Annotated in this window: 13 protein-coding genes; 6 read left to right on the forward strand and 7 right to left on the reverse strand. The window is 49.8% G+C overall.

Annotated features, from left to right (window positions below; all coding sequences use genetic code 11):
- The gene (locus tag BCT27_RS18655; protein ID WP_102316320.1) at window positions 1-669 is read right to left on the reverse strand and encodes a response regulator; all 669 of its coding nucleotides are present in this window, start codon (window positions 667-669) and stop codon (window positions 1-3) included.
- 314 nt (window positions 670-983) lie between these two features.
- Here BCT27_RS18655 and nosP point away from each other — a divergent pair, with 314 nt between their 5' ends.
- From nosP to BCT27_RS18685, 6 genes are all read left to right on the forward strand, one after another.
- A complete protein-coding gene (gene nosP, locus BCT27_RS18660; protein WP_102396457.1) occupies window positions 984-2,222 on the forward strand; it encodes a nitric oxide-sensing protein NosP in 1,239 nt (412 codons plus the stop codon).
- Between the two features lies 1 nt (window position 2,223).
- Complete coding sequence (locus BCT27_RS18665) at window positions 2,224-4,860, forward strand: hybrid sensor histidine kinase/response regulator (RefSeq protein WP_102396458.1); 2,637 nt, start codon at window positions 2,224-2,226, stop codon at window positions 4,858-4,860.
- Window positions 4,861-4,962: 102 nt separating this feature from the next.
- Window positions 4,963-5,193, forward strand: coding sequence for a thymidylate kinase (locus tag BCT27_RS18670; protein WP_102316317.1), 231 nt, complete (start codon window positions 4,963-4,965; stop codon window positions 5,191-5,193).
- Window positions 5,194-5,501: 308 nt separating this feature from the next.
- Window positions 5,502-7,325: an assimilatory sulfite reductase (NADPH) flavoprotein subunit gene (locus tag BCT27_RS18675; RefSeq protein ID WP_102396459.1), complete on the forward strand. Its 1,824-nt coding sequence runs from the start codon at window positions 5,502-5,504 to the stop codon at window positions 7,323-7,325.
- Window positions 7,325-9,043 (forward strand): assimilatory sulfite reductase (NADPH) hemoprotein subunit, encoded by a 1,719-nt coding sequence (gene cysI / locus BCT27_RS18680; RefSeq protein WP_017011223.1) that lies wholly within the window; start codon window positions 7,325-7,327, stop codon window positions 9,041-9,043. The genes BCT27_RS18675 and cysI overlap by 1 nt, the downstream gene beginning before the upstream one ends.
- Window positions 9,036-9,791 carry a phosphoadenylyl-sulfate reductase gene (locus tag BCT27_RS18685; RefSeq protein WP_017011222.1) on the forward strand — a complete coding sequence of 252 codons (756 nt, stop codon included), beginning with the start codon at window positions 9,036-9,038 and terminating at the stop codon, window positions 9,789-9,791. Before cysI ends, BCT27_RS18685 begins: the two co-directional genes overlap by 8 nt.
- A gap of 87 nt (window positions 9,792-9,878) precedes the next feature.
- Here the strand turns inward: BCT27_RS18685 and BCT27_RS25705 are convergent, their stop codons facing one another.
- From BCT27_RS25705 to BCT27_RS18710, 6 genes are all read right to left on the reverse strand, one after another.
- A complete protein-coding gene (locus BCT27_RS25705) occupies window positions 9,879-10,052 on the reverse strand; it encodes a hypothetical protein (protein ID WP_198597589.1) in 174 nt (57 codons plus the stop codon).
- Window positions 10,053-10,140: 88 nt separating this feature from the next.
- Entirely contained in the window at window positions 10,141-10,695 is a 555-nt protein-coding gene (locus BCT27_RS18690; protein ID WP_241908601.1) for a DUF2380 domain-containing protein, read from the reverse strand.
- Between the two features lie 38 nt (window positions 10,696-10,733).
- Complete coding sequence (locus BCT27_RS18695; protein ID WP_102396461.1) at window positions 10,734-11,600, reverse strand: quinoprotein dehydrogenase-associated putative ABC transporter substrate-binding protein; 867 nt, start codon at window positions 11,598-11,600, stop codon at window positions 10,734-10,736.
- A 9-nt stretch (window positions 11,601-11,609) separates the two neighbouring features.
- Window positions 11,610-11,987 carry a hypothetical protein gene (locus BCT27_RS18700; RefSeq protein WP_102316313.1) on the reverse strand — a complete coding sequence of 126 codons (378 nt, stop codon included), beginning with the start codon at window positions 11,985-11,987 and terminating at the stop codon, window positions 11,610-11,612.
- A 25-nt stretch (window positions 11,988-12,012) separates the two neighbouring features.
- Entirely contained in the window at window positions 12,013-12,459 is a 447-nt protein-coding gene (locus BCT27_RS18705) for a plastocyanin/azurin family copper-binding protein (protein WP_102396462.1), read from the reverse strand.
- Window positions 12,460-12,580: 121 nt separating this feature from the next.
- Complete coding sequence (locus BCT27_RS18710) at window positions 12,581-14,392, reverse strand: methanol/ethanol family PQQ-dependent dehydrogenase (protein WP_102396463.1); 1,812 nt, start codon at window positions 14,390-14,392, stop codon at window positions 12,581-12,583.
- Window positions 14,393-14,806: the final 414 nt, after the last annotated feature.

Here is a 14,806-nt window from a genome sequence, read left to right on the forward strand (position 1 = left end):
TCAGCGCTTGAGGTAACGGTCGAAATCGATATTGGTGACGCCAACCACGGCTTGAATACGATTGTGAACCCCAAGCTTTTTCAAGATGGCAGACACGTGTGACTTGACGGTGGTTTCTGAAATGTTCAGGTCGTACGCGATCTGCTTGTTTGCCGCCCCTTGCGCCATGGATTCCAGCACCAACAGTTGTCTTCGCGTGAGTGTATGCAACATTTCTGGCGAAAAATGGGGCTCATCTTGGCGGCGATGCGACGAATCTGGATCCCCTTCTGCGCGGATAATATCGGCAGGCAAATACACATGCCCATCAAGGATCTGCTCGAAGGCTTCACGCATCTTTTCTCTCGGCGCACTTTTCGCAATAAACCCTACGGCACCATAAGCGATGGTTTGAAGAATGATTTGTTTGTTGGTTTCTGCGGAAATGATCGCCACCGGAATGGTTGGGCTTTGGTTTCTTAGTTCTAACAAGCCTTTTAAGCCGGCCATGCCGGGCATATTGAGATCCAGCAAAATTAAATCAAGGTCGGTGTGTGTGGCGGCAAGGTCTAACGCATGTGTAATGTCTTCTGATTGCAGGATTTCACACTCTTCATAGCGGGACCGAATGACGGCGATCAGTGCATCTCGAAACAGTGGATGATCATCGGCAACAAGAAATTTGTACATGGCTTAGTCCCTTTCACTACGTAAGTTAAACGCCCGCCATCGTCCTGATGACCCCTGATATTGCTGTGATTTTACGGGTGGAAATACACCTAAATGGTGCCCAAAACATTGCGTTCTTCATTCTTTTCAGTGTAGTGACCCTGATTCCATTTGCGGCCCTTGAGGTGTCCCAATCTTGAAACTTTCATCATGAGGGGTTTGCAAAAACATAAAAATCATCCTTTAGGAGGAAGCGCGAAGAATTGTGCACTGCTTACACTTACGTCATATGAGTACCGATTAGTGAAACGCCGAAAAGTTTCAGGAGACAGGGCATGACAGCACAGCAATCGTCGTTGCAGCGGCAAGCCGTTTACAGCGCAGCAACCTACCAACTCGACGTGGTGAAAGCCGCGCGAGAACTGGCGTTACAGCTTGATAGCGATGACATTGGCTTCGTGTTGTTTTTCTGCTCATCAGCCTATGATTTACACGCCCTGAGCAAAGAAATGTCGTCGGCATTTTTGCATTGTGAGGTCATGGGCTGCACATCTGCCGGGGAAGTAACGCCTTATGGTTACTCGAAAAGTAGCATCAGTGCTCTGGGGTTTTCCCATAAAGATTTTAAGGTTTCTGGCATGCGTGTGCCGTTGGAAGATTTTACACTTCAGTCGGCACAGCTTTGTGTCAGTACGTTAATTGAAGCCTGCCAAACGGATCTTAAAGCGCCAATCAACGGCAATACCTTTGTGCTTACCTTGATTGATGGGTTGTCGCCCATTGAAGAACGTTTTCTGGTGACCTTAGATACCGCGTTAGGACGCTTACCACACTTTGGTGGTTCCGCTGGGGATGACATCAATCTTGCCAATACCCATGTGTATTGTGACGGCGAGTTTTACACCAATTCCGCGATCGTGGTGATGTTCAATACCCATTGTCCGTTTGAAGTGTTTACGACGCATCACATAGAGAGCCTTGATAGCAAGCTGGTGGTGACGCAAGCCGATTGCACGTCGCGCAAAGTGTATGAGTTCAACGCAGAGCCTGCGGCACAAGTGTATGCGCGGGAAGTGGGTATTCATCTCAATGATCTTCGCCCGGAGATCTACGCGCTTCACCCTTTGGCGGTGTTGATTGGTGATCAGTATTACGTCCGTTCGATCCAAAAAGTGAATGAAGATCTGAGCTTGGATTTTTACTGTGCGGTGGACGATGGGATCGTCGTGACAGCGATGCGACCTGGGGATCTCTTTGCTAATACTAAGGAAACGCTCTCGGCGATGGAGGCGCGCATTGGGGAACTGGAAGTGACCTTGGCGTGTGATTGCTTCTTGAGGCGTTTGGAAGTGGAGCAAACCATGAAACAAGACCAAGCGAAAGCCATGATTTCCCGCTTTCGTTTGGTGGGGTTCAACACCTATGGTGAGCAGCTTAATGGTATCCATATGAACCAAACGCTCACCGGTGTGATGATTGGAAAGCCTCCTAGGGATGGCGCAGTGCCAAGGGATGCTAACACGGCGCAAGAAGCCACAGAGATGTCGCCGTATTTGGCGCAAAAGGCAGGGTGAATTGAGTCAAAACGAGAAGGAACTCAAACAACGTATTGCCGCGTTAGAAGAAGAAAATGCGCGTCAGAAAAAGATGATTGAAGCCTTAGTGCATCGCGTTGAGCAAGGGGGAAGCCCACAAGTGGATGCATGGGGCGCTTTCCAGCATTCCGTGGTGCTGGCCGATCAAGTGCGCGATAAAACCGAAGAACTCAACCATGCACTTCAATCGCTCGAATCCACCAACCGTCAGCTGTCTCAAGCCAAATCGCAAGCAGAACAAGCCCATCAGCGTTTTATCGATGCCATTGAGTCCATTTCTGATGGCTTTGCGCTCTACGATCCGAACCGTGAACTGGTGTACTCCAACAGCCGCTTTCAGCGTTACTGGAAAGATAACGCGGTCTCGTTAGATACCACGTCGCTGACACCAGAGAAGATCCGCGAACTCGCTCATGAGCGTGGGTTGATCGTGAGTGAGCCAGAAACCACCAACAACGGCCACACTTTAAAACTGAATGACAATCGCTGGCTTCAAATCAAAGAGCGTCTTACCAGTGATGGCGGCATGGTGATGGTGTATTCCGACATCACCCAGCTTAAACAAGCAGAAACGGCACGCTTTGAAGCGGCCATGGCGGAAAAAAGCCGTTTGCTTCAAGACATGGTAGACAACCTTTCTCAAGGGGTGCTGTTGGTCAGCAAAGAAGGAAATATTCAGGTTTTCAATCAACGCTTTGTGGTGATTTCAGGGCTGACACAGGAACACCTTTCAGGCGCAGGATTGGATGATATCCGTGAAGGATGCCCTATCACCTTAGAGCGTATCGGGCGCGGTGGTGCGCATCCGCCAGAAGGTATTCGGGTTCAGACGTTACCGGACGGTCGCGTGATTGAAGTGCGCAGCCATGCCATGGAAGAAGAAGGCTACGTCAACACGTACACCGACATCACGCAGCGTTATTTGGATGCAAAAGAACTGAGAGAAACAGAACAATGGCTGCGTTTGATCACTGATAATGTGCCCGCCTTGATCGCCTATGTGGGTGATGATCTTCACTATCAATTCACGAACCGTGCTTACGATGAATGGTATGGCTATCCGCGTGGTGAGTTGATCGGTAAACACATCTCGATCATGCGCAGCCAATCGAAATTCTCGGCACTGAAACCCTACCTCGATCGCGCCTTATCGGGTGAGTCGGTGATGTTCGAAATCGAAGAGAACAATGCCAGCGGCAACACACGATATGTGGTGAAAAGCTATGTACCGAATCTCTCTTCCGCCGGCAATATCACCGGGCTTTTCGTGCTCAATTGGGACATCACTGAGCGCAGGCGCAGTGCTGAGGCGTTAGAACAAGCCTATCAAACCATGGAGCTGAGGGTGCAAGAGCGCACGGCACAGCTGCAAACCTTGAACGATCAACTGCAAGGCGAAGTGGAAGAAAGGCGCGTCATGCAAGAACGGCTACTTGAAACCAAAAAAGACGCCGAGTATGCCAATTTATCCAAAACTAAATTCCTCGCAGCGATCAGTCACGATCTTTTGCAGCCGCTCAATGCCGCGCAGCTTTACTTAGGGTCGTTACTCAGCCATCGCATGTCCCCAGCGGCGAGAAAGCTGGTGGATTCTCTCACCCATTCGCTTCAAGACGTGGAGTCATTGATCACGACCTTGGTCGAGATATCCAAGCTGGATGCTGGCGTGGTCAGGGCCGACAAGCAGTCTTTCCCCATCAGCGACTTGCTCGACAACATTGCCGATGATTTCTCCCACGCCGCAGAAGGCAGCATTGTTGAAGTGCGATACGTGCCTTGCTCCGCGTACGTGTATACCGACTCACAATTGCTGGCTCGGATCATTCGTAACCTGATGACGAACGCCCTGCGCTACACGGTATCGGGGAAGATCTTGCTGGGCTGCCGTCGCTGCACAGATGGACTTCGCATTGAAGTGCTCGACACCGGCGTTGGGATCCCGGAAGACAAAAAGAAAGAGATCTTCCAAGAGTTCAAACGCCTCACTGCGGATCAAGAACTTCACCATACACAACTGGGTTTGGGGCTTGCGATCGTTGATAAGATCGCGGGTGTGCTAGGGCATGGTGTGTCGGTGGATTCTATCCCTAGCCGTGGATCGCGTTTTTCCGTGTTTGTGCCGTATGGAAACCGAAGTACTTACAGCCCTCGTAGCATTGAAGCTTTGGTCCCTGATGCGGGTGTCGTACTGCAGGGGGCAAGGGTGTGGGTGATTGATAACGATCCCAATATTTGTCATGCCATGGAAGAACTGCTGCAACGCTGGGGTTGCGAGGTGATGACGGCGTGCTCGTTGCAGGAGCTTCAAATCAGTTGCGATACGGTGCAGGCTCCCGTGGAACTCTTGATTGTGGACTACCACCTCGATACTGAAATGACGGGCTTGTCCTTGGCACAATACATTAATGCGCAGCGATTACAGCCCGTACCAACCGTGATAGTGACAGCCAACCGCAGTGAAGCGTTGCAGCAACAAGCGCGGGATTTTGGGTATTTGGTGCAGCACAAACCGGTGTCGCCAATGCGCTTAAAAATCACCTTGGTGCATTTGCTCAATGGCGAAAAAGGCGAGGGCACAGGACAATTGCATCCCCCGTTTCTGTCTCACAAACGATAGTGCTCGCCGTGGCACATCGCCGTGCTGACGACTATGCTTTTACCAGACGATGCATGTGGTTAATCGCGTAACCCTAAGCATTGAAAAAAGCAGGAAGAGCCAATGACAAAATCAGAACTACGTTCCCTCTACAGTCAAGAAATGCTGGTGGAAGCCATGATCGAACCGTCGCTGTCGAGCGATGGCTGGATTGTCGAATTTCGCCATGCCCGCGGTGGGCTTGTGCCATTAACCGATGGAAATGGCGTAGAACAATGCTTCGGCGACGTTGATATGGCGACAGAAAATGCCTTGGAAGTGGGCTTTCATCAGGTACGTATCGTCGACATGTGATCCGGTCTATGCCAGTTGGTCAGCCTCTTTTGTCTTTCCGTTTTGAACGCTGAAACACTGCCTTAGACCTTCAATGTAACCATAACTGCAGTCTTTACTCTGGCTGTGGTTTTTCTCACCTTAAAACCTCACGCGTTTCTCTCAAGCGCCATCCTTTTTAGGTCGGTTCACATACTCTATGTCACAGTTTCTGACCGAATTTGCAGGATATTCAAACCCAAAGTTATAAAACATGCATTTCTATTATTTTTAGTTATTACGGCGAATGGCTAATCTATGCTCACGAAATAAAAAAGGAATGTCGTGACATGTTACTCAAGGAACTTTCTGCACTGGCAAGCCCGCTTAATGACCAACAGATCGGTCAGCTTCAGCAGGCCGTGGCAGAGCTATCGCCACAACAGATGGCGTGGATCAGCGGTTACTTCTGGGGTTTGAGCCAGACACCAGCCGCTGCGGCAAGCAACCCTCAACCTCTTGCACAAGCGGTAGCGACTGCAGCGAAACCTGCGGGTAAGCTAACGATCATTTATGCCTCTCAAACAGGTAACGCCAAAGGCGTTGCTGAAGCGTTGGAAACGCAAGCGAAAGCAGACGGTGTGACGGTTTCTCTTTTCTCGGCGGACGACTACAAGCCGCGTGATATCGCAAAAGAAACCCACTTGATCATTGTCGCGTCGACCAATGGTGAAGGCGAGCCGCCTGATAATGCCATTTCGCTGCATGAATTCCTTCAGTCTAAGAAAGCCCCGAAGCTGGATAACCTGCAATACGCGGTGCTTGGTTTGGGTGACTCAAGCTACGAGTTTTTCTGCCAAACCGGTAAAGACTTTGATGCTTTCCTGTCTAAGCAGGGCGCGAAAGCGATCGTTCCTCGCCTTGATTGTGATGTGGATTACGATGCCGAAGCGGCAAGCTGGAGCACTGACATCCTGGGCAAGGTAAAAGAAGCACTGAGCAGCGATGCTCACGAAGTGGTTGTGCCTATCCACGGTGTTGAATCTGCAGCCGCTGTGTCTGCTTACAACAAGCAAAACCCGTATGCTGCGGAAGTTGTGGCAAACCAAAAAATCACGGGCCGTGATTCAGGCAAAGACGTTCGCCACATCGAGATTGACTTGGGCGAATCCGGTCTGACATACCAGCCGGGTGACGCGTTGGGCGTTTACTACAGCAACGGTGCAGAGCTTGTTGATGAGATCTTGGCGAAAGTCGCTCTGACGGGTGATGAAGCGGTGGATGTTGCTGGTGAGTCATTGTCGCTTCGTAAAGCTTTGACAGATAAGTTTGAAATTACGTCAGCGAACCCACAACAAGTGGCAGCATACGCTGAGCTTTCTGGCAGCAAGAAGCTTCAAAAACTGGCAGAAGACAAAGACAAGCTTCGCCAGTATGCCAACAACACCCAAGTGGTTGATGTGTTTGGCGAGAAAAAAACCAAGCTGACTGCTGAGCAGTTAGTCGGTCTGCTGCGTAAGCTGACGCCGCGTTTGTATTCTATTGCATCAAGCCAAGAAGATGTGGGTGAAGAAGTTCACTTGACGGTCGGTTTGGTGGAATTCCAAAACGGTGATAACACCCGCTTTGGCGGTGCATCAAGCTTCCTTGCACACCGTGCGGAAGAAGCAGAATCGGTAAAAGTGTTCATCGAGCACAACAATAACTTCAAGTTGCCAGCCGATGACAATGCGCCACTTATCATGGTTGGCCCAGGCACGGGTATCGCACCATTCCGTGCTTTCATGCAAGAGCGTGATGCGCGTGGCGCGGAAGGGAAAAACTGGTTGTTCTTTGGCGACCGTACCTTCACGCAAGATTTCCTCTACCAAGTAGAGTGGCAGAAATTCCTAAAAGACGGTTTGTTGACCAATATCGACCTTGCCTTTAGCCGAGATCAAGCTGAGAAAGAGTACGTTCAGCATAAAATCCTTGAGCAAGCTTCAGCGGTTTGGCAGTGGCTACAAGAAGGTGCATACCTTTACATCTGTGGCGACGCGACCCACATGGCGAAGGATGTCCATGAAGCATTGATTACGGTTGTTGAGCAACAAGGCGGCAAAAGCCGAGAAGACGCAGAAAGCTACTTGAATGAACTGCGTAAGGCCAAGCGCTATCAAAAGGATGTGTATTAATGAGTGACAAGAAAGTTGAGTTGGGTACAGAGCTTGGCCCACTAGCGGACAATGAGCGCCTTAAAAGAGAAAGTAATTTCCTGCGCGGTACGATTGAGAAAGATCTGAAAGACCGTGTGACGGGTGGATTCACAGCAGACAATTTCCAGCTGATCCGTTTCCATGGCATGTACCAGCAAGATGATCGTGATATTCGTGCTGAGCGTCAAAAGCAAAAGCTTGAGCCGCTGCAAAACGTCATGCTGCGTGCACGTATGCCCGGTGGCATCATCTCGCCAGAGCAATGGTTGGCGATTGATAAGTTTGCGACTGACCACACCATGTACGGCAGTATTCGTCTGACGACGCGCCAAACATTTCAGTTCCACGGCGTGTTGAAGCCGAACATCAAATTGATGCACCAAACGTTGAACAAAATTGGTATTGATTCGATTGCAACCGCTGGTGACGTGAACCGTAACGTGTTGTGTACCACTAACCCGGTTGAGTCTGAATTGCACCAAGAAGCCTACGAGTGGGCGAAGAAAATCAGTGAACACCTGCTACCAAAAACACGTGCTTATGCGGAAATTTGGTTAGACGGTGAGAAGGTAGAAGGTCATCAAGACGAAGAGCCGATTCTGGGTTCTAACTACCTGCCACGTAAATTTAAAACCACGGTGGTTATTCCGCCGCAAAACGACGTTGATGTTCACGCGAACGATTTGAACTTCGTCGCGATTGCCGATAACGGCAAGCTGGTAGGCTTTAACGTATTGGTCGGTGGTGGCCTCGCAATGACCCACGGCGATACGGCAACCTACCCGCGTAAAGCCGATGATTTGGGCTTTGTTGCACTCGATAAAACCTTGGACGTTGCTGCAGCGGTTGTGACCACACAACGCGATTGGGGTAATCGTTCAAACCGTAAGAATGCGAAGACCAAGTACACCCTTGATCGCGTCGGCACTGACGTGTTCAAAGCGGAAGTGGAAAAACGCGCAGGCATTACGTTTGAAGCGGTTCGCCCATATGAATTTACTGACCGTGGCGATCGCATCGGTTGGGTGGAAGGCATTGATGGCAAGCACCACTTGGCGCTGTTCATCGAAAACGGTCGTCTTTTGGACTACCCTGGTAAGCCTCTGAAAAGCGGTGTGGCTGAAATTGCGAAGATCCACAAAGGTGACTTCCGCATGACAGCAAACCAAAACTTGATCGTCGCTGGCGTATCGAAATCCAACAAAGCGAAGATCGAAAAGATCGCACGCGAGTACGGATTGATTGACGATGGCGTGAGTGAGCAACGCAAAAACTCTATGGCGTGTGTGGCTTTCCCAACGTGTCCTCTGGCCATGGCGGAAGCTGAGCGTTTCTTGCCACAGTTTGTGACAGACGTTGAAGACATTTTGGAAAAACACGACTTGGAAGATGAGCACATCATCTTGCGTGTTACGGGCTGTCCGAATGGCTGTGGCCGCGCGATGCTGGCGGAAATCGGTTTGGTGGGTAAAGCCCCAGGTCGCTATAACTTACACTTAGGTGGCAACCGTGAAGGAACGCGCGTGCCTAAGATGTTTAAAGAGAACATCACCGATGCGCAAATCCTCGAAGAGATCGACACATTAGTCGGTCGTTGGGCGACAGAGCGTAACGACGGTGAGGGCTTCGGTGATTTCGTCATTCGTGTTGGCGTGATTGCAGAAGTGATTGTCTCCAAGAGGGATTTCTATGCCTAAATTTCAATTGTCCGATTTGCTAGGCCTGAACAAGGCGCAGCAAATCCTAGAGCTAGCACCCATCAACGCTGAACTGGAAAGCCTGTCAGCACAGGAGCGAGTTCAGTGGGCATTGGAGAATTTGGAGGGCGAATTCGCCCTCTCATCTAGCTTTGGTATTCAGGCAGCCGTCATGCTGCATTTGGTGACTCAAGCGAAACCCGACACTCCCATTATTCTGACGGACACGGGTTACTTGTTTCCTGAAACCTATCAATTTATTGATGATTTGACGAAGCAGTTGTCATTGGATTTACGTGTGTACCGTGCAGAGCAGAGCTCGGCATGGCAGGAAGCACAATATGGCAAATTGTGGGAGCAAGGTGTTGAAGGCATTCAACAATATAACCGTCTAAACAAAGTTGAGCCGATGCGTCGCGCATTGGATGAATTGAACGTGAGCACGTGGTTCTCTGGCCTGCGCCGAGACCAAGCAAGCTCTCGCCAAACCTTGCCAATTCTTGGTATTCAAAATGGTGTGTTCAAGTTCTTACCAGTGATCGACTGGACCAACAAAGACGTGCATTACTACCTGAAAGAGCATGGCTTGCCATACCACCCATTGTGGGATCAAGGCTATGTGTCGGTGGGCGATGTCCACACCACGCGTAAACTTGAAGAAGGCATGACAGAAGAAGAAACGCGTTTCTTCGGCCTCAAGCGTGAATGTGGCTTGCACGAAGATGTGAGTGACGGCGGCGGTATCTAATATCAGTTAGTCCCGCTTCATTGAATACAAGAATGACACCTTCGGGTGTCATTTTTTATGTCTGATGGCACATGAAATGGCCTGCTTTTAATAGTTCTCAAACGTTTTTTCGACGTCTCGATAGCACTGGTCTCGATCTGCGTTATTGCGAATTTTACTGCAATCTTGCTCTGCCATTTCACGGCCAATATCCGCGCTACAAGCCATTAAACTCATGGCGGCAAACAAACCGATAAATAGTGTGCGTATGATTTTTTTCATGAAAAAGCCAACCCGTGTTGAGATCCTTGTTATTCACTCTATCAACTAATCGTATGGAGATCTTGCCGCGTTGCTGTTTGTTTTGTGTTTACCTTGTCAGATTCATCTGTGATTGGATGCGCTGAGCCAGCTTGTTAATTCCCCGCTGACTAATGCGATCTTGCTGGCCTTTGATCTCAATAATGATCTCTGGCATTGGCTCCGCCGTCGGAACATGAACAACGCGACTAATAAGATACGCAAACAGGTGGCTTGGTTTGTGAAGGCGGCTTACGATGATCCATTCCGCGTTAAGTTTCTTCCCTAACTTTGCGGCCGCCTGTGGGCGTTCAAAAAGATAGCCAATCCCTTTTTGTGCTTCGAGATACAAATGTGGCGAAACAGGCGTGATCATAGGGTTGTCGCTTTGCGCGAGTGCGTCTTTCAGCAAAGGAGCAAGCGTGGCTGTTCGGTTGATTTCTTTGATGTTAATAGGGGAGTCGCTTGAGCGTGATGTCTGATTTTGTGGTGGGGAAAGCGTCATGTCTTTCAGTTCAAAATCCAATACTGCAACTTGCGCAAAACCAATGGGGATCCAGCCCAATAATAGTGCAATGAGCGCCATGATGAGGAAAGGTTTGATGCCACTTACCGTCTTTTTCACGACAAATGGCATCTCATTGTGCTTATTTCTACGCACGTTTAATCATCATCATCGCCACCTAGAGGGGCTGACGATGCTTCAACAACAGGGACGCCATAATCGTTGAGGATCATCGCGATTTCTGGGGCGTTGGCTTCCATGGCCATTTCGACCGTTTTCTTCCAAGGCCGCTCGCCGTATCTCACGCCCATAGAAATAGGGAAATCAAAGACATTGCCGCCTTCTGATGTCATGGAGATCACCGCAAGATCGGGGTTGGATTTAGCAAAGTACCCTGCAATCGGCCCCCAGATCACTAACATGTCAAATTCACCGTCTGCAACACGGTTTACCATCTTCCCTGGGTAATCTTCTGCATCGCCGTTCATGATGCGGAAAAATGATGTGTTTCCTTTAAAGCCGTTGTCTCTGAGCCAGGTGACGGCGGGAGAAGGTGCGAAAGCCGCGACATTCAGCGACTGCTTCACGCTATCAGGCAATGTGGCAACATCGTGTTGTGTTGCCGCCGCGCCCAGTGGGCCGTCTTTTTTAAAGATGATCGAATAGGAGGATCGATAATACGGTTTGGTTGTGGCTGCGATATCGAATTGTGTTGGTACGCCAATCACAAGATCGCAAGCGAAACGCCCCGATTCATCGGAGTAATTCTTCAACGTATTGCGAATGAACCCCATCCGTTGTGGAAACCAGACATATTCCACATCGAGGTGAAAATACTGCGCAAGTTGCTCTGCGATTTTATTCTCAAACCCTTGTTGATCTTTGTTGGAGTAGGGTAGGTTGTTGGGATCGGCGCAGACCCTCAACTTATCGGGAAGGGGGGAAGGGAAGGCGGGTTCGCCAGCCCATGATACCGAAGATACCAGCAGCATAATCGCGGAAAAAAGAGACAATAAACGTGTCATGCGAGCCCCCTACTGGTTCAAGGTGATTTGCTGTGTCACGAAGCATTGCTGCATCGCGTCATCGCGTAATGTGGTGAGTTCTTTTCTGGCGGAACGGCTGTCTTTCGAGGAGCGAAAATACCCGCCACGTTCTCCTCGCATGTTACGTAAACGTGCAAATGCATCAGCATGAACGAAGTCGTCGTAACTCATTTGTGCGGCGATTTTGTCGAGTACGCAACTGCATCCGTACATGTTGACGTAAGTCGGTCCGCCATTGAGTGACATGCATTCCTGCACATATTTCACACGCTCAAGCGTTGGGAAATCATTGGCGCTGGCTGACGGCGATAAGCCGAAAAGCGCGAGAATGAACATAATGCTGATTGATGGAGTAAAACGTGTCATATGTTGCCTCCTGATCGTCTTGGCGTTATATGACTCCCTGCTTTTGGAGATGCTTTTTGAATTTCTTCAGCAGTCCTTTTGCAGGCAGTAGAGACTTATCTTTTTGAATTTCTGCGAGGTAAGCATCGATCGTTCCTTCGATATCGCTTGGATTACCGACCAGCATGACGCCACCCATGCGTGCTCCCCAATGCGGTGTGCACTTGTAAACGTAAATTCCTTCAAGATCGAACGTGAAATTCACATCAACGCCCAACTCCGTCATGATTTTTTCCGTGCCCTCAGGCACCATCGCATCAATGGTCTCAATCATATGAGCAGGCATGTTGACCCAGGAAACGTTGTCGCCGGGCTCGATAATGATGAACATGGGAGCGAATTTCACACCCACTGCGCGAACTTCATGTTCTGCGGCTTGACTGACGGAGACGAATCCCCAAAACAAAATTACCCAAAAAAGTCGTTTAGCCATGCGGATTCCTTTTGGTTATGCCTTAGTCGCGGGTTGTGGACGCTTTTTCGAATCTCGAGACGAAAAGTGAAAAGCGAAAAGCGAAAAGCGAAAAGGGGAGTATTCACTCCCCTTTTTCTTTTTAGCTTTCAGGTAAAGCAAAGACAGTTAATACGCCACCTAACTGGGTGTAGTCAGACAATTGGCGATATGCGCCTACTGCACCGAGCCCATCGGTGTCGCCTTCAAGACCTGCAGCCATACCAATACCGGCCCAACCCCCTACGCCTGAGAGTACGGCGAGGTATTGTTTACCGTTGTGCATGTAGGTATTGACGTTGCCGATGATGCCGGACGGCGTTTTAAAGCGGTAAAGCTCTTTGCCTGTCTTTTCATCGACGGCTTTGAGGTAGCCTTCCAGTGTGCCGTAGAACACGACGCCGCCACCCGTTGCAAGCGCCCCACTCCATACAGAAAATCGCTCAGGGATAGACCAGACAATTTCACCTTTTTCAGCGTCCCATGCGATGAAGTTACCCAAACCGCCATGGCTGTTTGGTGCAGGGAACATGGAAAGGGTGGCCCCCACATAAGGCTGACCGGCGGTGTAGGAAACTTCGAACGGTTCATAGTTCATGCAAACGTGGTTGGTTGGCACGTAGAACAAGCCCGTGCGTTCACTGTAGGTAGCAGGCTGTTGGTCTTTTGAACCCAATGCGGCAGGACAAATCCCTTCAGTATCGACATCTTCACCGTTTTGACCCGTAGAGTATTTGGCGACAACTTGAGGGCGTCCGGTTTCCATGTCCACATGGGTTGCCCAGTTCACGGCAGGGTCAAACTTCTCTGCCACCAATAGCTCACCTGTCACACGATCGAGCGTGTAACCAAAGCCATTTCGGTCAAAGTGAACGAGGAGTTTTCGGTCTTTGCCTTTGAATTTTTTATCAACAAGGATCATCTCGTTGACGCCGTCATAATCCCACTCATCGTGCGGTGTCATTTGGTATAGCCATTTCGCCATACCCGTGTCGGCATCACGCGCCATGATGGTCATGGAGTACTTGTTGTCACCGGGCCGTTGAGAAGGGTTCCACGTACTTGGGTTACCCGTTCCGTAGTAAATCAGATTGAGCTCTGGATCGTAAGTAAACCAGCCCCATGTGGTACCGCCACCAATTTTCCATTGGTCGCCTTCCCATGATTCTAGGCTTGAGTCTTTGCCTATGGGTTTGAGCATGGCGGTGGTTTTTTCAGGGTCGACCAGCATTTCGTCGTCAGGGCCTGTGCTGTATGCACGCCACGCCACGCTGCCATCTTTCACCTTGTAGGCGGTGAGATACCCGCGCACACCAAATTCACCACCACTGATCCCTGTGATGATGGTGTCTTTCACAATCAATGGTGCATTGGTATTGGTCGCACCCAGCTTTGGATCGCCATTCACGACTTTCCAAACCACGTCGCCTGTTTTTTCATCTAACGCGACCAGGGTGGTATCTGCTTGTTGCAGGAAAATTTTTCCGTCTGAATAAGCGAGACCGCGGTTAACCGTGTCACAACACATGACGGCGATAACGGATGAGTCTTGCTTCGGTTCATACGACCAACGAAGCGCTTGCTTATCCATGTCAATCGCAAACACTTTGTTCGGGAATGGCGTGTGGATATACATGGTGTTACCAATCACCAATGGGCCACCTTCATGCCCCCGCAGAACCCCTGTTGAAAAGGTCCATGCTACCTGTAGGTCTTTGGCATTTTTTGCGTTGATTTGATCGAGCGAGCTGTAACGTGTACCTGCGTAATTCGCACCCCACATCACCCATTGGTTGGGATCATCTTGAAGCTTGAGTAGCTCATCATTTGCCTGCGATGTTGCTGAAAACAGCATGGGCAGGGAGAGTGCCGCTATCGCTAACCCGCGACTAAACGACCGTTGTGCACCTTTCATAGTAACTTCCTCCGCGACAGCGTGTGAGTTCAACGCACCAAATCTTTGGATGTCTTTTCACTTGTCGGCCTTGTTTTGAATGTAGGGACATCGCAATCCGCGGGTTGTGGGGCGCTCTTTTTTGACTTGCCGCGTCTTCTATTTGCTTCAAGGGGAAAGCGTTGAAAGAAGCGTTAGGCGGTCTACAACGATGCGGGTTCGCGTTTCAGCATTGCACCTTAATGCCATTCGGTTCCGACTAAACAGACAGGCGAGTGTTGAAACGCCCTGCTTCATTTGCGTCGGTGATTAGAGTTTATGGCAGCATTTGAGGTTGTGTGAGGGGCAAAGATGCACAACACTTTTGTTCTCGAGCAACAATGTCCGCATGACGAGAAAGGGTATTTAACCATCAGATAAATAGCGGTATTTTTC

It is taken from the genome of Enterovibrio norvegicus (assembly GCF_002876705.1).
GTDB lineage: Bacteria > Pseudomonadota > Gammaproteobacteria > Enterobacterales > Vibrionaceae > Enterovibrio > Enterovibrio norvegicus_B.